The sequence below is a fragment of the Nocardiopsis prasina DSM 43845 genome (assembly GCF_000341265.1).
In the GTDB taxonomy this organism is placed as follows: domain Bacteria; phylum Actinomycetota; class Actinomycetes; order Streptosporangiales; family Streptosporangiaceae; genus Nocardiopsis; species Nocardiopsis prasina.
This window is the reverse complement of the sequence record NZ_ANAE01000102.1, coordinates 1-18,511: the sequence shown is the minus strand read 5'-3', so window position 1 is coordinate 18,511 and position 18,511 is coordinate 1. Positions and strand designations below refer to the sequence as shown.

Below are 18,511 nucleotides of genomic sequence, written 5' to 3'. Positions count from 1 at the left end.
TGTCCCAGCCCCGGCCCCGCCGCATCGTCAACGGGGAGATCGCAGCCGGTGAGAAACTCACCGAGCACCGGATCGCCACCGAGTACGACGTGGCTCGTCCGACCGCCAAGGCGTGCCTGGAGCGACTGACCACGCTGGGGCTGCTCCGCCGGACGGCGCACAAGACCGCGGTCGTCCCCGCGTTCACCGCGGACGAGATCCGGGACCTCTTCTTCGCCCGGAACACGGTGGAGACCTCGGCGGTCACCACCCTGGCCGACCAGGGATTCGTGCCGGCCGAAGCCGACGAGGCCCAGTTGCTGGTCGAGGCCGCCGCCCGGGAGCAGAGCTTCGAGAAGCAGGTCGACGCCGACATCGCCTTCCACACGGCTCTGGTGGCCGGTGTCGGAAGTGAGCGGCTGACCCGGATGCACGAGCTGATCATGGGCGAGGTGCACCTGACCATGGGCCGGTTCCAGGCACACAGGTCGGCCCAGTCGAGCACCGTCGCGCACGAGCACTCGGCGATCCTGGAGAGCATCCGCGAGCGCCGTCCCGACCAGGCGACGCAGCGCCTGGACGAACACCTGGCCAACGCCCGGGACCGCCTCCTGGCCCGGCTGGAGGCCGAGTCCAGGGAGGCGGCGCAGAGCAACGAGTAGGCCTTTCTACTTGAGTCCGCTGGTGACCATGCCCCGGATCAGGTAGCGCTGGGCGAAGACGAAGAACACGATCACCGGGACGAGCGAGACCAGGGACATCGCGAACAGCATCCCGATCCCCTGCTGGTTCTCCGAGCTCACCATCGCACTGAGGGCGACGGGCACGGTGTACATGTCCGTCGAGGTCAGGTAGATCAGCGGTGTGAAGAAGTCGTTCCACGTCCAGATGAAGGTGAAGATGGTCGTGGTGACCAGCGCGGGGCGCATGAGCGGCAGGATCACGTGCCAGAACACCCGGAACGGCCCGGCACCGTCGATCTCCGCCGCACGGTCCAGGTCCCGGGGGATGCCCCGGATGAACTGGACCATGAGGAAGATGAAGAAGGCGTCGGTGGCCAGAAGCTTCGGGATCAGCAGAGGCAGGTAGGTGTCCACCCACCCCAGCTGGGCGAAGAAGATGTACTGCGGAATGATCAGTACGTGCATCGGCAGCATCACCGAGACCAGGGTGATCGCGAAGAACAGTCGTCGCGGCCGGAACTCCAGCCGGGCGAGCGCGTAGGCGGCCAGCGAGCACGAGAACAGGTTCCCGAGGATCGCCCCGACCGTCACGACGACCGAGTTCAGGAAGAACACGGAGAACGGGCGGTTGAGGGCGTGCCAGCCGTCCCTGAAGTTCTCGAACGTCGTCTCGCTGGGGATCAGGCCGGGCTCGGTGAGGATGAGGTGCGCCGGTTTGAAGGCGCTGACCGCCATCCACACCAGCGGGTAGATCATCAGGGCCAGGAACACCAGCAGGGCGGCGTGTTTGAGTATCGCGGACCGCCGCCTGCGGCGTTGCCGCTGACCGCGTGCGCTCGCGACGGATGCGGCGTCGATCATCAGTCGTCTCCGTAGAAGACCCAGAACTTGGACAGGATGAAGTGGAGGGCGGTCACCGCGCCGATCACCAGGAGCAGAACCCACGCCAGCGCGGACGCGTAGCCCATTTCGAACGCCCTGAACCCCTGTTGGTACACGTAGAGGGTGTAGAAGAGGGTGGAGTCCACCGGGCCTCCGGTGCCACCACTGATCACGTGCGCCTGGGTGAAGGTCTGGAACGAGCCGATCGTCTGGAGGATGAGGTTGAAGAAGATGATCGGGGTGAGCATCGGTACGGTGATGTGCCGGAACTGCCTGAGCCGTGAGGCTCCGTCGACCTTCGCGGCCTCGTAGTACTCCTCGGGGATCTGCCGCAGGCCCGCCAGGAAGATCACCATCGGGGAGCCGAAGGTCCACACGTTCAGCACGATCAGGGTGGACAGCGCGGTGGAGGGGTTCTGGAGCCAGCTCTGGCCCTCGATCCCCACGAAGGCCAGGACATCGTTGACCAGGCCGTTGTGCCCGAAGATCTCCCGCCAGAGGATGACGATGGCGACGCTGGCGCCGAGCAGCGACGGCAGGTAGAAGGCGCCCCGGTAGAAGGACAGCCCCCGGAGTCCGCGGTCGAGCACGACCGCCAGCAGCAGGGCGAACATCAGCTGAAGGGGGACGGAGATGAACACGTACCGGGCGGTGACGGAGGAGGCCGCCCAGAAGCGTTCGTCCGCGAACATGCGCTCGAAGTTGGCCAGACCCGTGAAGGACGGCGTTCCGAGGATGTTGTAGTCAGTGAAGGCCAGGTAGAGGGAGGCCGCCAAGGGGACCCCGGTCACCAGTCCCAACCCGAGGAGCCACGGGGTCAGGAAGACGTAGGCCGCGCGCCCCCGACGCCTTTCGGCGGCCCCCGGGCGCGGCGCGCGGCGTCTGAGCAGTGGTGCCACGCCCTACGCCCCCTGGTCGATGCCGGACTGGATCTCGGCGATGAGGGACTCGGCGGTCTCCGACACCCCGGCGTCGCCCAGCGCGATGCTCTCGGAGGCGCGGGAGAGGGCCTCGCGCCAGGTACCGGTACCGGGAGGAGCCTCGTAGCGGGGACGCTGGTCCTCCTCACGGGTGGCCTCGACCACCTCCAGCATCTCGGTCTCGTCCTCGGAGGCGAACTCGTAGGCCTCCTGGAGGAGCCGGGGGTTGGGCGGAGCGCCCATGGTCAGCCCAACGGTCTTGAGGAAGTCACTGTTGTTGACGTTGTGGTCGACCAACTGGCCGGCGGCCTCGACCTTGTCGTCGTCGATTCCCGAGTAGATGGCGAGCCGGGGGAAGTACAGGAACCGGTGGCCCTCCGAAGCGTCCTCACCGGCCGGAACCATACGGAGCCGGTACTTGTAGTCGGGGAACATGGCCGCTTCGTCGATGATGTGGTTGGAGCTGCCGAAGTTGAGCAGGATGTTGTCACCGACGGCGGAGAAGTCGGGCTGCATCCCCTCCTGCTCTCCCAGGCTCAGCACGGCGCCCTCGTCCAGCAGGACGCGCCACCACTCGAACCAGTCGCCGAGTGCCTCCGCGTCGAACCCGATGGAGCCGTCCTCGGTCCACAGGTCCTGGCCGCGCTGCCGCAGCCACGCTTCGAACGCCATGTCCTGGTCGGGGGTGTAGCTCGCCCCTCTGCGCCCGCCGGAGTTGCCTGCGGCGTAGTCGATGAGGAACTCCGAGAGCTCCTCCCAGGTCCAGTCCTCGCCGGGCAGCGTCGCCCCGTCCTCTTCGAGGAAGGTCTCGTTGTACCGGGCGACCGGAGCGAAGACTCCGTGGGGCATGGTCAGGAGCTGACCGTCGAAGGAGAAGGACTCGATGTCGTCGTCGCTGTAGTCGGACAGGTCGAGGGTGGGGATGTCGTCCAGCCGACGGTACAGACCGTTGGCCTCGTAGGTCATGACCTGGGGGGAGGCCACCCAGAAGATGTCCGCGACGTTTCGGGCGGCCATCTGCGTGGTCATGCGCTCCTGGAAGGCGCCGTACTCCGCGAACTCCGGGTCGACGCTGATGTCGGGGTTGGCCTCCTGGAACTCCTCAAGAGCCTGGCTGTAGGTCTGTTGGCGGACGGTGTTTCCCCACCAGGCATAGCGCAGCGCCGCCCCGGAGGACCCGCTGCCGCAACCAGCCAGGAGGGTGGACGCCCCGAGGGCGCCCATACCGGTCAACGCCAGAAACGAGCGCCGGTCGAAATTCTTCATCACATTCCCTTCGCTGCGGGGGATGTCACCCGCCTGGGTGCGCAGCCTCACAGGCCATGCTTCCGGGGTGTATCTGGTATGTCAATGATTCATGAATACTTGTTTGACAAAGTTACAGGGGGCTTTCGCCAGGTCACGCGGTCAGGACCTCGAAGAGGCCGATTCGCGGAAGCTCCACCCGGCTGTCGCCGACCAGCGCGGTGTCCGCCCGAAGCGCCCGCGAAGGCTGCTCCGGCCACCAGGGAACGCGCAGATACCGTCCCTCCACCGGGAGCGGTGACCGGAAGCCCTGCGGCACGTCTCCGGAGTGGTTGACCAGGTGAACCACTCCCCCGGACGCCGACGTGCCCAGCACGACCTCGACCTGTTCGGGCAGGTCGGTCTCGATCCGGACGGGTCCTTCGGCCGTGCGCGACACCTCGTCCACGAAGACGTCCCTGAGCCCTCCCAGCCCCGCCTGGCGGTAGGCGCGCCCCGGGGTCCAGGGCATGACGGTGAGGCGGCCCCTTCCCTGGGCGCGGCGCAGAACGCCGTGGAGGTCGAGCGGGAGGTGGCCGTGGCACTTCTCCGGCGGCCCGTAGGGAGCCCTGGACAGGACGGGCAGATCGGTGTCGGCGTCCGCGACCGGCTCGACGACGTGGAAGGCCCCCAGCACCGGCAGGTCCCCCCGCGGTCCGCGCCCGTCCCTCCCGGGACGGCGCAGGTGCATGGACCGAACGGACTCGACGGTGTCACGGACCGCCGTCCTCCTCAGTACCGGAGCCCCCTCCAACTGTGACCCGTCCCCCTCGAAGCCGCTGGAGCCGGTGCCCAGCACGCCTCCGCCGCCGGAGACGAACCGGTCCAGGACACCCACCGCCTTCGGCGCCAACGGCCCGAGGTCGGGCAGGACGATCAGGCCGTACGCCCCCAGCCGCCCCTGCTCCTCCACGTCCGGTATCCGGGACTCGGGCAGGACGTCGAAGGGGACGTGCGCTTCGACCAGGGCTGTGTACAGCCCGCGGAACTCCTCGGTCGCCTCCTCCGTCCTCGGGGAGGCGCGTCTGAGCGGATCGGGACGGACGAGGACGACGCGCGCGGCGGGCCGTAGATCCCGGTAGGTCTCCGGGTTGTCGCGGTGGAACCGGGTGATCTCCGAGGCCACGTCCAGGCACTCGTAGGTGACGTCGTCGGGGGTCCCCATGATGTAGGTGGAGGGGTTCGCCCCCCGCGAGATCGCCTGTACCAGGAACTGCGCGAAGTGGCGGGGGTCCTCACCGGCCAGACGGTAGGGCATGTCCACGAAACCGACGGCGTTGGTGAGCACGGGGACGTGCGGGCGGAAGGTCCGGGCCGCGCTCACGTGCTCGGCCGTTCGGTGGTGCCACAGCGTGCGGCCGACCGCGTTGTTGGCCTCGTGGAAGACGATGTCGGCACGGTCCCCGAGGATCAGGGGCGCTTCGGGCCTGCGGCGGCTCACATGGTCCCTGACCCGTGCGGTGAGATCGTCCAGCACCCCCGCCGCGAACCGCTTCCAGACCTGGTAGGTGTCCGAATCCGGCCCGGTCGGCAGCGCGACGCCGGGTGCGAATTCGGCGAAGGCGCGCTGGCAGGGGAGACAGTGGCAGGTCCCTCGGTGCACCCCGCTGTAGTCGACCTCGTTGAAGGACATCCAGTTGAAGAAGAAGCCGTCGACCGGGTAGCGGTCGAGCACCTCGTCGACCACGGCGAAGAGGTGCCGCTGGTAGTAGTCTCCGTTGGGGCACACGCTGGTCAGGCCGTTGTACACCTGCTGCGTGCCGTCCGCCCCGGTGAAACACCACTCGGGGTGCCGTTCGGCCCGTCGGTGGTCGACCTTGGAGAAGTCCATCCGGGCCAGGACGCGAATACCGCGCTCGCCCGCGGCCGCCACCGCGTCACCCACGAGGTCCCCGGAGGGACGCTCGGCCAGCGCCGGGTTACGGGTCTGGAACTCCAGGTCCGAGGGGTGGTTGGCGATGATGCCCCCGACACTGAGCAGCCAGGCTCCCGCGCCGAACTCCTCCAGATAGTCGAGGACCCTGTGCACGTCCAGGCCGGCGTCGATCTCCCTGAGATTGGTCTGGAACATCTGGAAGGGCCCGTGCCACCACAGGTCGTCCCGGCTCATGAGCGGTCCTCCCGAATCCACGTGAAGCTCACCATCTCCATGAGCTGCGCGGTCGCGACGAGGGCCTCCGCTCGGCCCCCGCTGACCGTGACCTCGGCGTCGGTGCCCGCCACGAGCAGGCGAGCGGTGGCACCGGTGGCGCCCTCGGGCAGGGCCACCGACACACGCTGTTCGGGCATGGGGACCGTCTCCCGGATCGGCCCCTTGAGCGCCATGGGGTTGGTCAGGTTGACCAGGGCGGCGGCGACCGAGTCGGCGTCCTCCCAGACGGCCAGGTCGACCAGGCCGGAACCGGTGACCCGTACCCTCTCCGAGCCGCCCAGGGCCCAGCGCACGGCGTTGGCGATGATCGTGCCGTGGTCCGCCTGAAGAGCCTCCCAGAAGAGGGCCCCGAGGTTGAACGGCACGTACACCGAACGCCCTCCGCCAGGGAGTTCCCTGGTCACGACGGCCGGGGCGTCGGGCTCGGCCCGGGGGTAGACCTCCTCCATCGGGAGGTCGGGGTAGTCGGGCAGGAACCGGAAGGGCACCCCGGTGCCGGGGCGCGCGGTGACGCCGATGAGTTCGGTCCCGCCGATGAGGCGCTGGGCGCCCTCGAACCCTTGGGTGAGCGGGTGCTCTTCGGTGAGCGCGATGTAGTTGTTCTTCACGGGGCCCCTGACAGGGGTGTTCAGGTCCGCTCCGAAGACCTCCGCGAGTCCGAAGTTCGCGCGCGGTGTCCCGTACTCGTCGTCGAGCGATGACCGGTGGGCGGCGACGACACTGCCTCCGGCCTCGGTGTAGGCCTGGATGGTGCGGCACTGCTCAACGCTCAGACGCTCTGCGTCGGGCAGGACCAGGACCTTGAACTGGGACAGCTCGTCCACGGTCAGGTTCTGTTCGGCCACGAGTTCGAAGGGGATGCGGGCCTCGACCAGCGCGTGGTAGAAGCCCTCTTCGTGGGCCCGGCCCCCGGTGCGCGCCGCCTCGGGTCCGGCCGCTTCGAGGAGGGCGACGTCCGCCGTGATCCTGCGTCCGGCGAACTCCGGTTCCAGCCGCTCGTGCAGCTCGAACGCCTCGGCCACGGGTCGGATCCACCGGGGGTCGGGGACCATCCCGTTGAATTTGGTGAACCAGGGGAAGGCGCCCTGGGCGAACCCGTCGACGATCCAGGTGGCGGTCTCGGCCCCGGGAGCGACGGAGTCCTTCCAGCGGTGCTGGTGGTGCTCCGGACCGATGGAGGTGATGAGCCCGACCGGCCTGTCCCTGAAGACGGCCCGACTCCGCTTGCCGTTGCGTCCGGCGGACCACGGAGCCTCGACCCCGGATCGGCCCTGCTTGTCGATGAGGAAGAAGGGGAAGTGCCTGACCAGCATGTCGCGGTCGAGGTCGCGCGCGGCGATGCTGCCCAGGTTGGGGATGAACCGCGCGTGCGGCCGGACGTCCCGCACGGCCTGGTCCCACAGGCTCACCAGGTCGCTCAGTTTGCGGCGGCGCCAGACCACGTAGGCGCGCCAGGCGGGGTCGGAGGTGTCCCCCTCGGAACGGGGGAGGTCGTAGCCGGTCTCGTCACGGAAGCTGCGTCGGGCCGTCTCGCTGTAGGAGATCCCGTGGCCCTGCCAGCGGTTGGCGAAGACGGCGTCCACGTCGTAGCGGGTGACGATCTCCCGGGCCACCTCGGTGATGAACTCGCGGTTGTAGCTCCCGAAGGGGCAGGTGAGCCAGATGTCCGGGTAGCCCCAGTGCTCCCGCGGGCTGCCGTCGGCGTCGCGCGCCAGCCACTCCGGGTGTGCTGCGGCGGCGTCCGGGTGGACGGCGTGGGGGTCCACCCTGGCCATGACGTGCATGTCGAGGCTCCGGGCGCCCTCGACCAGTTCGCCGAAGGGGTCGGTGTCCGCGAGGTGGGAGCTGCGGTAGTGGTACGGGATGTCCGTCGGGTAGAAGGCGATGTAGCCGCCCGCGCTGATACAGGCCGCGTTCGACCTGGTCTCACGCATGATGTCGATCCAGTGGCCGGGATCGAATCGACCGGGGTCGTTCTCGGTCAGCGTGAGCTGCGTCCACCGGGTCGCGCCCAGATGCCAGTCAGGTACCCGCACGGCGCCGGCCGCGCTCTGGGTTCCGTTTCCGGTAACACCCTGTGCCATGTGGCTGGTCCTCTCATCGACCTCGGCGCGGCCCCGGACGGCCTTGGTTCTCCGGAGGCTCCTCGCGACGAAGGCAGGCAAGTATAGGCACATTGTCAGTCAAGATTTCAAGACTGACAATGTGCCCGACCACAGGGCCGAGGTCAGTTCTCCCCGGCGTCCTCCCGACCCGAGAGCCTCTCCACCTGCAACAACAGCGCGGAGTGGTCCAGGCTGCCGTGCCCCTGCGACCGCAGCGACGCCACCAGAGACGCCGTGAGCGCTCCCAGCGGGATGGCCACTCCGGTCTCACGCGCCGCGGACGTCACGATCCCCAGGTCCTTGTGGTGCAGGTCCACCCGGAACCCCGGAGCGAACTCGCGGGCGAGCATCGAGGCCGCCTTGCGCTCCAGCACCGTGCTCCCGGCGAGCCCGCCGGAGAGGACCTCCACCGCGCGTTCCCGGTCCACACCGTGCGCGTCGAGAAACACCAGGGCCTCGGACACGAGTTGCAGCGTGCCCGCCACGATCAGCTGGTTGGCGGCCTTGACCGTCTGGCCCGCACCGGCCGGACCGACGTGGACCACCGTCGTACCGAGGGCGTCCAGGACGGGGCGGGCCGCGTCGAAGGCGTCGGCGCCGCCCCCCACCATGATCGAGAGCTTGGCCTCGACCGCGCCCTGCTCACCACCGCTGACCGGGGCGTCCAGGGCCTCGACGCCCTTGGCGGCGGCCGCCTCGGCGACAGCCACCGCCGTCTCCGGGCGGACCGTGCTCATGTCGATCAGCACGGCACCGGACCGCATGTGCTCCAGGGCGCCGTCCTCCCCCAGAACCACCGACTCCACGTCCGGGGAGTCCGGCAGCATCGTGATCACCACGTCCGCCCCGGCAACGGCCTCCGCGACCGAGGACGCCGCTCGGCCCCCCGACCGCTCCAGGGCCTCGCGTTTGGCGGCGCTGCGGTTGTAGCCCACCACGTCGAAACCGGCCCGGACGAGGTTGAGGGCCATGGGCGCGCCCATGACGCCCAGTCCGATGAACGCCGTCGTCTGCTTACTCACCATGAACTCCTTGATCGGTCGGATGCGGACCGGGTCCGCCGAAACACGCCCGCGAGGACCGGCGGGCCCGGGAAACGCGGGGATCCTGGCCGCTCATGCGCCCGACCGGCCAGGAAGCCCCGGGAGGCCGGAGTCGGCCAGCCAGCCGAAGGGGTCGGTCCCCTCCCCCGTGTGTTCCAGGGCGAACCAGCCGGAGTAGCCCCCGTCCGTGATCGCCTGGATCCATGCGCCGAGGGGGAGCCCGCCTGTTCCGGGGGCGCCGCGGCCCGGCGCGTCGGCCACCTGCACGTGGCCGACGCGGTCGTGGTGTCGGGTGAGTGCCGCGGGCACGTCGTCACCGTTGACAGCGAGGTGGTAGAGGTCGAAGAGCAGGCGCAGGTTGTCCGCCCCGGTCTCGCGCTCGACCCTGTCGATCACTCCGACGGCGTCCTCAGCCGTCAGGAGCGGGTAGTCCGGGGCCCCGCTGACCGGCTCGACCAGGATCTGACCACCGATGGCCGCGACCTCCTCGGCGACCGCGCCGAGGGCACGCACGGCGGCCGCGTCCTGCTCGGTGTCGGACGTGTCGGAGCGACGGTTCCCGTAGAGGGCGTTGAAGGAGCGGCAGTCCAGCTCCTCTCCGATCCGGGCGGCCACCGCCGCACTGGCCCGAAGCTCCCCCGCGCTGTCCGGCCACGAGACGACGCCGCGGTCCCCGCCCGGCATGTCACCCGCGTAGAGGTTGAGCCCCACCAACCGGAGCCCGGACGCACGGACCGTCTCGACGAAGCCGGAGACCTCGTCGGCACCGGGGTCAGGGGTGGCGAAGGGCCACCAGAACTCCACCGCTTCGAAACCGGCCTCGCGTGCGGCCGCGAGCCGCTCCTTCAGCGGCCGGTCCTTCATCATGATCGAGCAGTTCACTGCATAGCGTGGTGGGGCCACGGTTCTCTCCTCGTGTGCGGCGTGACAGTGGTCCGACCAAGAGAAAATTGGTCTGACCACCCGACCGATGGAGAAGCTAGGCGCGCGGAAGCCGCCCTGTCAACCGCCCGGCCCGGGTTCAGCCGTCAGCGGGCGCCTGGTCGCCGGGGTAGGAGCCCAGTTCCGCGAGGAGGCCGGTCTCGATCTCACTCATGTGCACGGTCATGAGCTGGCGGGCCCGGCGGTGGTCGCGCCGCTCGATCGCGAGGAGGATCTGCCGGTGGTGGTCGAGGTAGCGCTCGGACTGGTTCTCCCGGCCGAGCGAGCGCCCCTTGAGTCCGCTCCACATCGGTTCACCCATGAGGTCGACCAGGTTCCGCTCCAGCGAGAACAGGACGCTGTTGTGGGACGCGGCCGCCACCGCCAGATGGAAGTCGGCGTCCACAGTGGAGGGGTCTTCGCCCTTCCGCAGGACCTCCTCCTGCTTGCGGACCAGGTCCTGGAGGACCTTGAGGTCGTTGGAGTTCCTGGCCTGGGCCGCGTATTCGGCGCACGCGGGCTCGACCGAGGCCCTGGCCACGACGAGGTCCAGGGGGCTGTGCTCGCCGGCCACCGCGGCGCGGGCCCTGAGCACGCTCTCCCGGGACCCCCCGTCCCCCAAGACGTAGGTGCCGCTGCCGACCCGGACGTCCAGGACGCCCGCGTGCTCCAGGACCCGGATCGCCTCCCGGACCGAACCGCGCCCGACCTCGAACTGCTCGGCCAGTACGCGCTCGGCGGGAAGCGGGTCGCCCGCCGGGAAGGCGCCGGAACGCACCCCGGCGAGGATCTGGTCCGCGACGGAGGAGTAGACCTTGGAGCGTTCGACGGCCCGGAAGACCGGGCGACCCCCTCGTGACATCCCACACACGCCTTCCCTATACTCACCGGACCGGTCGGACCAATCAGACCTCAAATTAGCAGAGCGACCGAAGGACGTGATCGTTCGTGCCCGAGCACGGACCAGTACTGGTGAGCGGGCGGTTCGAGCCCGAGGAGGAGAAGAGGATCCGAGACGCCGCGGGCCCCGCCCGGGTCGAGTTCACGCCACGGCTCAGCGACCGCGCCGACCTGCTGGGATCCGCAACGGCCATCGCCGGGTCCCCGACCGCTGAGGAACTGCGCCGGGCGGGGGCGGCGCGGTGGGTGCACAGCTGGGCGGCGGGGGTGAACAACGAACTCGCCGCGGGGCTGGACTCCCATCCCGCCGAACTCACCTCCTCCGTCGGCAACGGCGCCGTCCCCTTGGCCGAACACGCCATGATGCTGATGCTCATGCTCAACCGCGACGCCCCGCGCTGGGCGAAGGCGCAGTCCGAACGCCGTTGGGAGCGCTTCCAGCACGGTGAACTGGCCGGACTCACCTGCGGCATCATCGGGCTCGGACACTCCGGGCTCGACCTCGCGACGAAGGCACGGGCCTTCCACATGCGCGTGGTGGGCCTGCGGCGACGGGCCGACCTCCCCGCCCCCGGTGTGGACACCGTCCACCCTCCCGAACAGCTCCACCGGTTCCTGGCCGAATCCGACTTCGTCGTCGTCACGGCACCGGACACCCCGAGCACCGCGAACCTCATCGATGAGGCCGAGCTCCGGGCCATGAAGGAGACAGCCCACCTCATCGTGGTCTCCCGCGGCGGAATCGTGCGGGACCGGGCCCTGCTGCGAGCACTGGCCGAAGGGTGGATCGCCGGAGCGGGCCTCGACGCACACGGCGAGGAGCCCCTGCCCGAGGACAGCCCCTTCTGGGCACTGCCCAACACCGTCGTCACCCCCCACAACGGGGCGACGACCGCACAGACCCGCCGCAGGGGACTGGACATCTTCGTCGACAACCTGGAGCGGTTCGCCCAGGGGCGGCCCCTGCGCAACGTCGTCGACAAGTCCGCCGGCTACTGAGCCGACCGCGCGGCTCCCCCGAAGCAGCCGCGGCACCACTGACACACGGAAGGCACCATGACCCACCACGCACTGCCCCAGTTCCCGCCGGACTTCCTCTTCGGCGCGGCCACGGCCGCCTACCAGATCGAGGGCGCCGCCCGAGAGGGCGGACGCGGGCCCTCTATCTGGGACACCTACTCCCGTACCCCCGGAAAAGTGGCCCGAGGCGAGAGCGGCGACGTCGCCTGCGACCACTACCACCGGTACGAGGAGGACATCGCCCTGCTCAAGGAGCTGGGCGTGGACACCTACCGCTTCTCCATCGCCTGGCCTCGCGTCCTCCCCGACGGCACCGGTGAGGTCAACCCCGAAGGCCTGGCGTTCTACAGCAGACTCGTCGACGCCCTGCGGGAGGCGGGCATCGAACCGGTGGCCACGCTCTACCACTGGGACCTGCCCCAGGCCCTGGAGGACGGCGGCGGTTGGCGGGTCCGCAGCACCGCGCACCACTTCGCCGCCTACGCCCGCGTGGTCGCCGACCACCTCGGCGACCGCATCAAGCGCTGGATCACGCTCAACGAGCCCCACTGCACCGCGTTCGTCGGCCACGCGGTGGGCCGTCACGCCCCCGGGACCAGGGAGGGCACACCCGCCCTGGCCGTGGCCCAGCACCTACTGCTGGCGCACGGGCTCGCGGCGAGGGAACTGCGCGCCTCCGCCGCCGCGCACGGCCGCGACGCCGAGGTCGGGATCACCCTCAACCCCGACCGCCTGCTGCCCGCGACCGACTCCGCCGAGGACGCCGCCGCGGTCGACCGTGCCGAGACCCTCCACAACCGCGTGTGGCTGGACCCCCTGCTGCGCGGCGCCTACCCCGACAACGAGGAGGCGACCTGGGGTCCGATGGCCGACGGCAGCTACCGCGAGCCCGGGGACCTGTCGGTCATCGCACAGCCCCTGGACTTCCTGGGCCTGAACTTCTACCGGCCCATCCAGCTCGGCGACGCCCCGGTCCCCGAGGAGTCCGCCCGCACCGCCGTGGACATCGGGGTACGGGAGGTGCCGATCGAAGGGGTTCGGCACACCACCATGGGCTGGCCGGTGGTCCCCGCGTCCTTCACCGACCTGCTCGTGGACCTGCACCGCCGGTACCCGGAACTACCTCCGATCCACATCACGGAGAACGGCTCCGCCGAACCTGACGAGCCCGGCCCCGACGGGGTCGTGCACGACGCGGACCGCATCGACTACCTCCGGGACCACCTCAGCGCCCTCACGGACGCCATCGCGGCCGGGGTCGACGTGCGCGGCTACTTCGTCTGGTCGCTGCTCGACAACTTCGAGTGGGCCTACGGCTACGAACGCCGCTTCGGCATCATCTCCGTGGACTACGACAAGCTGACACGTACGCCCAAGGACAGCTACCACTGGTACCGGGAGCTGGTGCGGGGACACAGGCAGCGCCGCGACACGATCGGCTGATCCCCGCGGCGCGGCGAGCACCGGTACGCATCCTCCCGCTGATCGGGGCCGCTGCCCGACCGAGGGTCCGGGATTCCGGTCAGGGGTTGGACACGTACCGGCTCGCCCCGCCCCAGGCCGACCGGGCCCTTCGCAGCCATCGGGCGCCCCGACACAGGCAGCGACGACCGGAGGGGGGTCACCCACAACTACTTCTGGCACAAGGGCCTCAGCTCGACCGACCTGTTGCGCAACCACGTCTCGGTTCAGTGAGTCCTCAGACAGGTTGATTCCAGAGACCGCGTCGAACTTGCGCAGTGGGTTCCTCCACCGCCGATGGGGTACGACCGTCACCGGTCCAGCGACAGGAGGCGACCGTGGGCAGAACGGTTCTGGTGACCGGCGGCACGAGGGGGATCGGGCTCGGCATCGCCAAGGCGTTCGCGAGGGCCGGGGACCGGGTACTGATCGTCGGACGTGACGAGGCCAGGGCACGGGAGGCCGCTCACGGCATTCCGGGAGCGGAGTGGGCCGTCGCGGACGTGGCCGATCCCGAGGACTGCGCACGCGTGGTCGAACAGGCCGTGCGCAGCACCGGTGGTCTGGACGTGGTCTGCGCCAACGCCGGTATCTTCCCCTCGTCCCCGCTGGTGTCGATGGACCAGGACGAACTGGGCCAGGTCATCGACACCAACCTCAAGGGCACCGTGTTCACGGTGCAGGCCGCGGTGGAGGCCCTGACGGTCTCCGAGCGGGGACGCGTGGTGATCACCTCCTCCATCACCGGACCGCTGACCGGATACGCGGGTTGGACGCACTACGGTGCCACCAAGGCGGCCCAGTTGGGGTTCATGCGCAGCGCCGCCCTGGAGCTCGCGCCACGGGGCATCACCGTCAACGCCGTGCTTCCGGGCAACGTGCGCACCGAAGGCCTGGATGACATGGGCCCGGACTACCTCGAACGCATGCGCGCGGCGATCCCTCTCGGCCGCGTCGGAGAGGTGGAGGACATCGCAGCGACCTGTCTGTTCCTGGCCGGGCCGGGGGCCTCCTTCATCACCGGTCAGGCCATCGTCGTCGACGGCGGCCAGGTGCTGCCCGAGGACGGCGGTGCCTTCGCGCCTCCCGGTTGAGAACCGCATCATCACCGGCCGGAGCCAGGACCGTCCTCTCACCACAGATAAAGTATCGGTCGGAAGTGAGCGACCACTTTCCGCAGCGAATCGAACGGGCAAGACCCTCAGCGTCACCCCTCTCTCGCCCGGCGTGCCAGGGCCCAGAGCAGGGGGCGGCGGGCCAGCCAGATCTCTGGGGTGTCGCTCTGGTGCCAGTCAGTCGGTTCGTCACTGTTGGTCATCATCAGGGTCCACGCGGCCAGGGCCTCCGCCCAACGGCGGTCCACGACCACCAGGTCCGCGACCTGCCCCAGAGCACGTGCCATGTCGAGGGCGTGGGCCCGGCGCTTCTCCTCGGGGAGCTCCCGGTAGAGGCGCACCGCCTCCTCGCTACAGCGCAACCCCTCTTCCCAGTGGCCGAGCTCCAAGTGTTCACGGCCCAGGAGGGTCAGACATCCCGCCAGATCGGGTGCGTGGCCGCCGGGAACGCACACCACCCGGGACCTGCACAGCTCGACCGCCCGCTCCAACACCATGAGCGATTCCTCGTGCCGCCCCGCCCTCGCCAGGCGCTGGCCGAGCAGACGGTGTTCGACCTCCTGTCGTCCCGGATCGTCGGTGCGGCTCAGCCTTTCCTTGGCGAGACGCCTGCCCAATTCGGCGATGCCCGTGTCCAGGTCGATCCGCCGGTGGTCGGGGAGCCGCGCCTCCACGCCCTGCAGAAGGGATCGCGTAATGCCCCGGCGGCGATGTCGCGGATGCGCGATGACGTCCTGGACGTAGACGTCAGCGGGATCGTCCTGGCATCGGAATGCCATGACTGCTCCGATGACTGTGCCGTCGTCGTCGATAGCGAGAGGGCACGTAGAGGAGAACAACGTTGCGTAAAGCCAGTAATCGGAGAGGGTGCGTGCATGGAAGTAGGGCCCGCCGAGCTCCATGAGCCGCTGGACCTCGCCAATATGTTCAAGTCGAAGGGGGTGAAGATCACAGAGGTTCCCATCTGTTGATCTTGCGGACGATGGTGGACAGCTGGTGTGCCATGTCGGAAGGAGCGACGGCGTCGGCGATGCTACGGCCGACGATGACGATATCCCAGTCGCGGCTGCTGGCGAAGGCGTCGTCAGCCGCGCTGCTTCGGCTGCGAGCTCGACCTGGTCACGTCCCAGACAGCGGACATCATTTCCGCCACCACAGCCGTGTCTGGTGCGTGGCGCTTGACCGTCTCGATCGCGACGGAACCCGCCTTCTTGATCAGCGGATCACCAACCTCGAGGAAATCGAATCCAGCTGCTGCGGCAACCGAGGCGATCTCGACCGCACGATCAAGACTGTGGACGTCAAGGGCGACTTGAACAGAGCGGTCGCCACGGCGGCGCCGATACCGTTCACGGGGATTCCCAGAAGTTCAGCTGGAACAGCTCCGGTACGTGTCAGACCTAGTGGAGACAGAACGGGTCAACCTCCTGGTGGTCCCCGTGGACGCCCCCCGCAGACCCCCGGACCCCTCGGCCGATCAAGCCGAGGTGGTCCACGTGGAGCCGGACCGACAGGGGCACCACCGCGACCAACGAGGTAGGGCGGTACCGGGTGTGGTTCGCGGCCCTCCATGGGGGCCGGATTGACCCTGAGGCCATCCGAAACGAGATGAAGAGATCCATCGAGCGCTCGATCCCACCTCAGGCTCCGCTGCTTTGAAGGCGCCTCCTCGGGACCCGCATGTCACCCCCTCACGATGCCGCCCCGCAGGGGGCAGTGGCGTGTGGGGCGGGCCGACCGAAGCGGCGAAAACCGGGCGGGTACGCTGCTGTTCGGGGAAGGCCGCGGACGGAGACGGATTCTCTGCTCGACCGCGCTCTCGCGGCGCGGGTCCGCGATCCCGGTGAACAGTGAGGTGAACGGCCATGGACAAGCCGCTCGGGAAAGACTCGTTCTCGTTGCTTTATAGGACGGGATTCCGTATCAACTACGCACTCCTGCAGGTCATGGGCCCGGCGGCCCTCAGCCCCGAGACCGATCCCAGGATCCGCGCGAAGAGGGACTACGAGCGTCGGCGCAAACTCCACCGGGAGTGGAAGGCGCACCAGCGGTCGGTGTAGCACGACCGCGCATGAGGTGTTCGCCAGCGCCAATTTTGCTGACTGCTTTCTGTTGAAGTGACAAGAAGCTGCTCTCGCCGCATACCGAACGAAACCTGGCAACCACCCTCCGCGCTGTTGACTGTCGACCTCGTGATCCAGACGTTGCGGTCCTCGATCCTTCACGTACTCCTCATCGAAAGGGGCATCGAACCCCACCGGGGTGAGCTCGCGCCCTCGCGGACGGATCGTTTCGGTCGCCTATCTCGCCATCGCTCCAGGGCTGCCGGAACCAGAGGCGGGCACTGACGCGTCGGCCGCCGCTTGGCACCGCGTGGACGAACTGACCTCTCGCACGGACAAGGCGGGCAGGACCGAAGCCGGTCAGTGGAAGAAGCCGATGATTCCGTGGCCGCGGCTGGCTGCGGTGCGGATCCAGCTCAGGACCGTGGTGACGGACTCGCGCATGGAGGGGTCCTCGATCTCCGCGATCCTCTCCGGGGTCACCGCGCGTGCCTGCTCGTCCGCCAGACCCACGGACTTGGCGGTCCACTCGTCACCGTCGTCCTGATCGCCCGCCAGGTACTCGACCCGCACCGCGTTCACGCCGAGACCCGACAGGGTCTGGTCCACCTTCTCCAGCCACCAGTACTTCACCGGGGAGAAGCAGGCGTTGTGGAGGAAGCTGCCGTGGACCTCGCACTGGTCCCGCACGGTCTCGGAGGAGGAAGGGGAGACGCGGTCGAGGTCGACGCTGAAGGCCATCAGTCCTGAACTCATGTCCCGGACGATACGGAGCCCCTGTGACAGTTCGGGTCTCTCGGCGTGGAGACGGGGACGGCGATGACCGCCGTGTGAGACTGGCGTTCTCGTCGGCCCGGACGCGGCCGTCGGAGAGGAGTCAGCGTGCAGATCACCCTCACCCAGTTCGTCTCCCTCGACGGTGTCAGCCAGGGGCCAGGCTCGGCCGACGAGGACACCTCCGACGGCTTCACCCGGGGCGGGTGGTTCGTGCCCTTCATGGACGCGGCGTTCGTGCGGACCGCGTCGGAGTGGCTCGACCACGCGGACGGGCTGCTGTTCGGCCGGCGCACGTATGAGGCGTTCGCGCGTGACTGGCCGCTAATCACCGAGCCCGACCCGTTCACGGTCAGGATGAACTCGCTTCCCAAGTACGTCGTGAGCTCCACCCTGGAGGAGGGCTCCTGGGACCCGACCACCTTGCTGGGTGGGGACCCGGTCGCGGCCGTGGGCAGGTTGAGGGATCGGCCCGGCCGCGAGATGCAGATCCACGGCAGCGCTCGACTCGGCGGCTTTCTTGTGGCTTCGGGTCTGGTCGACACCCTTCGCCTGGTCGTCGCGCCCACCGTGGTGGGTGAGGGCCGGAGACTGTTCACGCACCCTTCGGGTAGCACCGGGTTCCGGTTGGTCGAGCGGGACCACACCCCGTCGGGGGTGCTCCTGCTGGAGTACGCCTCCACCGGGGCGGCACCGCTGGCGGACTACGAGGGCCTGGACTCACTGACCTCGTAGCCGGACAACGGGCGGTTTCTGGCACGCGAACGCCCGCGGTGGCCCGAAGCACGTCTGTGTGGCACCCAGGCACACAGGTGGCAACGGGCCTCCGCGGCTTCCCGAGGCATCACCCCACCGGTGCTGCGTCGGGCACGTCCGGTATGCGGGACGACCGCCTCTCCGGCTGGCGTGGAGCCGGACTGTCCGCAGCGAACGGCCACTGCGCCGTGTGGCCGGTGCGCGGACGGTACGGACTCCCCTGCCGTTCGGGAGCTCCCCCACCATGGTGCTCCCCAACGGGCTGGCCGCCGACGCGTTCCTCCGCCCAACGAGGTGACGTGTCGGAGGAGAGGGGTGTCGCCCTTTCCCAACCGATTCCCTCGGTCGCCCAACCGGGGGTCAGTCGTCGATCAGTGTGCCGGGTGGGGGTCCCCGAGCCAGGGTCGTGGTCCCCCGCCGATGGTCACCGGTCGTGCGGTCCACCCGTTCCGC

Annotated in this window: 16 protein-coding genes and 1 pseudogene; 6 read left to right on the top strand and 11 right to left on the bottom strand. The window is 69.1% G+C overall.

What is annotated here, in order from left to right; all coding sequences use genetic code 11:
* Positions 1 to 641 (top strand): GntR family transcriptional regulator (locus D452_RS27980; RefSeq protein WP_017543809.1); only part of this gene is annotated, 641 nt, incomplete at its 5' end.
* 6 nt (positions 642 to 647) lie between these two features.
* On the opposite strand, the gene D452_RS0108915 is transcribed toward D452_RS27980, so the two are convergent.
* From D452_RS0108915 to D452_RS31685, 8 genes are all read right to left on the bottom strand, one after another.
* Positions 648 to 1,523 carry a carbohydrate ABC transporter permease gene (locus D452_RS0108915; RefSeq protein WP_017543808.1) on the bottom strand — a complete coding sequence of 292 codons (876 nt, stop codon included), beginning with the start codon at positions 1,521 to 1,523 and terminating at the stop codon, positions 648 to 650.
* Positions 1,523 to 2,443, bottom strand: a complete 921-nt coding sequence (locus tag D452_RS0108910) for a carbohydrate ABC transporter permease (protein WP_083927472.1) — start codon at positions 2,441 to 2,443, stop codon at positions 1,523 to 1,525. The genes D452_RS0108915 and D452_RS0108910 overlap by 1 nt, the downstream gene beginning before the upstream one ends.
* 3 nt (positions 2,444 to 2,446) lie before the next feature.
* A complete protein-coding gene (locus D452_RS0108905) occupies positions 2,447 to 3,730 on the bottom strand; it encodes an ABC transporter substrate-binding protein (protein WP_017543806.1) in 1,284 nt (427 codons plus the stop codon).
* Between the two features lie 133 nt (positions 3,731 to 3,863).
* Positions 3,864 to 5,858 carry an alpha-amylase family protein gene (locus D452_RS0108900; RefSeq protein WP_017543805.1) on the bottom strand — a complete coding sequence of 665 codons (1,995 nt, stop codon included), beginning with the start codon at positions 5,856 to 5,858 and terminating at the stop codon, positions 3,864 to 3,866.
* A complete protein-coding gene (locus tag D452_RS0108895) occupies positions 5,855 to 7,984 on the bottom strand; it encodes an alpha-amylase family protein (RefSeq protein ID WP_017543804.1) in 2,130 nt (709 codons plus the stop codon). The genes D452_RS0108900 and D452_RS0108895 overlap by 4 nt, the downstream gene beginning before the upstream one ends.
* Before the next feature lie 143 nt (positions 7,985 to 8,127).
* Positions 8,128 to 9,030 (bottom strand): 2-hydroxy-3-oxopropionate reductase, encoded by a 903-nt coding sequence (locus D452_RS0108890; protein WP_017543803.1) that lies wholly within the window; start codon positions 9,028 to 9,030, stop codon positions 8,128 to 8,130.
* A gap of 90 nt (positions 9,031 to 9,120) precedes the next feature.
* Positions 9,121 to 9,951, bottom strand: a complete 831-nt coding sequence (locus D452_RS27975) for a hydroxypyruvate isomerase family protein (RefSeq protein ID WP_152498543.1) — start codon at positions 9,949 to 9,951, stop codon at positions 9,121 to 9,123.
* A 118-nt stretch (positions 9,952 to 10,069) separates the two neighbouring features.
* Positions 10,070 to 10,831 carry a FadR/GntR family transcriptional regulator gene (locus tag D452_RS31685; RefSeq protein WP_017543801.1) on the bottom strand — a complete coding sequence of 254 codons (762 nt, stop codon included), beginning with the start codon at positions 10,829 to 10,831 and terminating at the stop codon, positions 10,070 to 10,072.
* 86 nt (positions 10,832 to 10,917) lie between these two features.
* On the opposite strand from D452_RS31685, the gene D452_RS0108875 reads away from it, so the two are divergent.
* The 3 genes from D452_RS0108875 to fabG all read left to right on the top strand — a co-directional run bounded on the left by D452_RS0108875 (position 10,918) and on the right by fabG (position 14,444).
* Positions 10,918 to 11,868 carry a D-2-hydroxyacid dehydrogenase gene (locus D452_RS0108875; RefSeq protein WP_152498542.1) on the top strand — a complete coding sequence of 317 codons (951 nt, stop codon included), beginning with the start codon at positions 10,918 to 10,920 and terminating at the stop codon, positions 11,866 to 11,868.
* A 57-nt stretch (positions 11,869 to 11,925) separates the two neighbouring features.
* Positions 11,926 to 13,332, top strand: coding sequence for a GH1 family beta-glucosidase (locus tag D452_RS0108870; RefSeq protein ID WP_017543799.1), 1,407 nt, complete (start codon positions 11,926 to 11,928; stop codon positions 13,330 to 13,332).
* Positions 13,333 to 13,688: 356 nt separating this feature from the next.
* On the top strand, positions 13,689 to 14,444 hold the full coding sequence (gene fabG, locus D452_RS0108865) for a 3-oxoacyl-ACP reductase FabG (protein WP_017543798.1): 756 nt from the start codon (positions 13,689 to 13,691) through the stop codon (positions 14,442 to 14,444).
* 113 nt (positions 14,445 to 14,557) lie between these two features.
* Here the strand turns inward: fabG and D452_RS31310 are convergent, their stop codons facing one another.
* Complete coding sequence (locus D452_RS31310; protein WP_017543797.1) at positions 14,558 to 15,367, bottom strand: GNAT family N-acetyltransferase; 810 nt, start codon at positions 15,365 to 15,367, stop codon at positions 14,558 to 14,560.
* Between the two features lie 182 nt (positions 15,368 to 15,549).
* Positions 15,550 to 15,771, bottom strand: a pseudogene (locus D452_RS31950) (hypothetical protein); the annotation flags it as partial.
* A 559-nt stretch (positions 15,772 to 16,330) separates the two neighbouring features.
* Here D452_RS31950 and D452_RS0108845 point away from each other — a divergent pair.
* Positions 16,331 to 16,525 carry a hypothetical protein gene (locus D452_RS0108845; protein ID WP_017543794.1) on the top strand — a complete coding sequence of 65 codons (195 nt, stop codon included), beginning with the start codon at positions 16,331 to 16,333 and terminating at the stop codon, positions 16,523 to 16,525.
* A 363-nt stretch (positions 16,526 to 16,888) separates the two neighbouring features.
* Here the strand turns inward: D452_RS0108845 and D452_RS0108840 are convergent, their stop codons facing one another.
* Positions 16,889 to 17,284 carry a DUF7691 family protein gene (locus D452_RS0108840; RefSeq protein ID WP_239646352.1) on the bottom strand — a complete coding sequence of 132 codons (396 nt, stop codon included), beginning with the start codon at positions 17,282 to 17,284 and terminating at the stop codon, positions 16,889 to 16,891.
* A 126-nt stretch (positions 17,285 to 17,410) separates the two neighbouring features.
* On the opposite strand from D452_RS0108840, the gene D452_RS0108835 reads away from it, so the two are divergent.
* Positions 17,411 to 18,037, top strand: a complete 627-nt coding sequence (locus tag D452_RS0108835) for a dihydrofolate reductase family protein (RefSeq protein WP_017543792.1) — start codon at positions 17,411 to 17,413, stop codon at positions 18,035 to 18,037.
* Positions 18,038 to 18,511 lie beyond the last annotated feature (474 nt).

Excerpts from the sequence above, each read along its gene's own strand:
- D452_RS0108915 (WP_017543808.1), bottom strand. The coding sequence starts at position 1,523 with ATGATCGACGCCGCATCCGTCGCGAGCGCACGCGGTCAGCGGCAACGC.
- D452_RS0108905 (WP_017543806.1), bottom strand. The coding sequence starts at position 3,730 with ATGAAGAATTTCGACCGGCGCTCGTTTCTGGCGTTGACCGGTATGGGC.
- D452_RS0108900 (WP_017543805.1), bottom strand. The coding sequence starts at position 5,858 with ATGAGCCGGGACGACCTGTGGTGGCACGGGCCCTTCCAGATGTTCCAG.
- D452_RS0108895 (WP_017543804.1), bottom strand. The coding sequence starts at position 7,984 with ATGGCACAGGGTGTTACCGGAAACGGAACCCAGAGCGCGGCCGGCGCC.
- D452_RS0108890 (WP_017543803.1), bottom strand. The coding sequence starts at position 9,030 with ATGGTGAGTAAGCAGACGACGGCGTTCATCGGACTGGGCGTCATGGGC.
- D452_RS31685 (WP_017543801.1), bottom strand. The coding sequence starts at position 10,831 with ATGTCACGAGGGGGTCGCCCGGTCTTCCGGGCCGTCGAACGCTCCAAG.
- D452_RS0108870 (WP_017543799.1), top strand. The coding sequence starts at position 11,926 with ATGACCCACCACGCACTGCCCCAGTTCCCGCCGGACTTCCTCTTCGGC.
- D452_RS31310 (WP_017543797.1), bottom strand. The coding sequence starts at position 15,367 with ATGGAGCTCGGCGGGCCCTACTTCCATGCACGCACCCTCTCCGATTAC.
- D452_RS0108845 (WP_017543794.1), top strand. The coding sequence starts at position 16,331 with ATGGACAAGCCGCTCGGGAAAGACTCGTTCTCGTTGCTTTATAGGACG.
- D452_RS0108840 (WP_239646352.1), bottom strand. The coding sequence starts at position 17,284 with ATGAGTTCAGGACTGATGGCCTTCAGCGTCGACCTCGACCGCGTCTCC.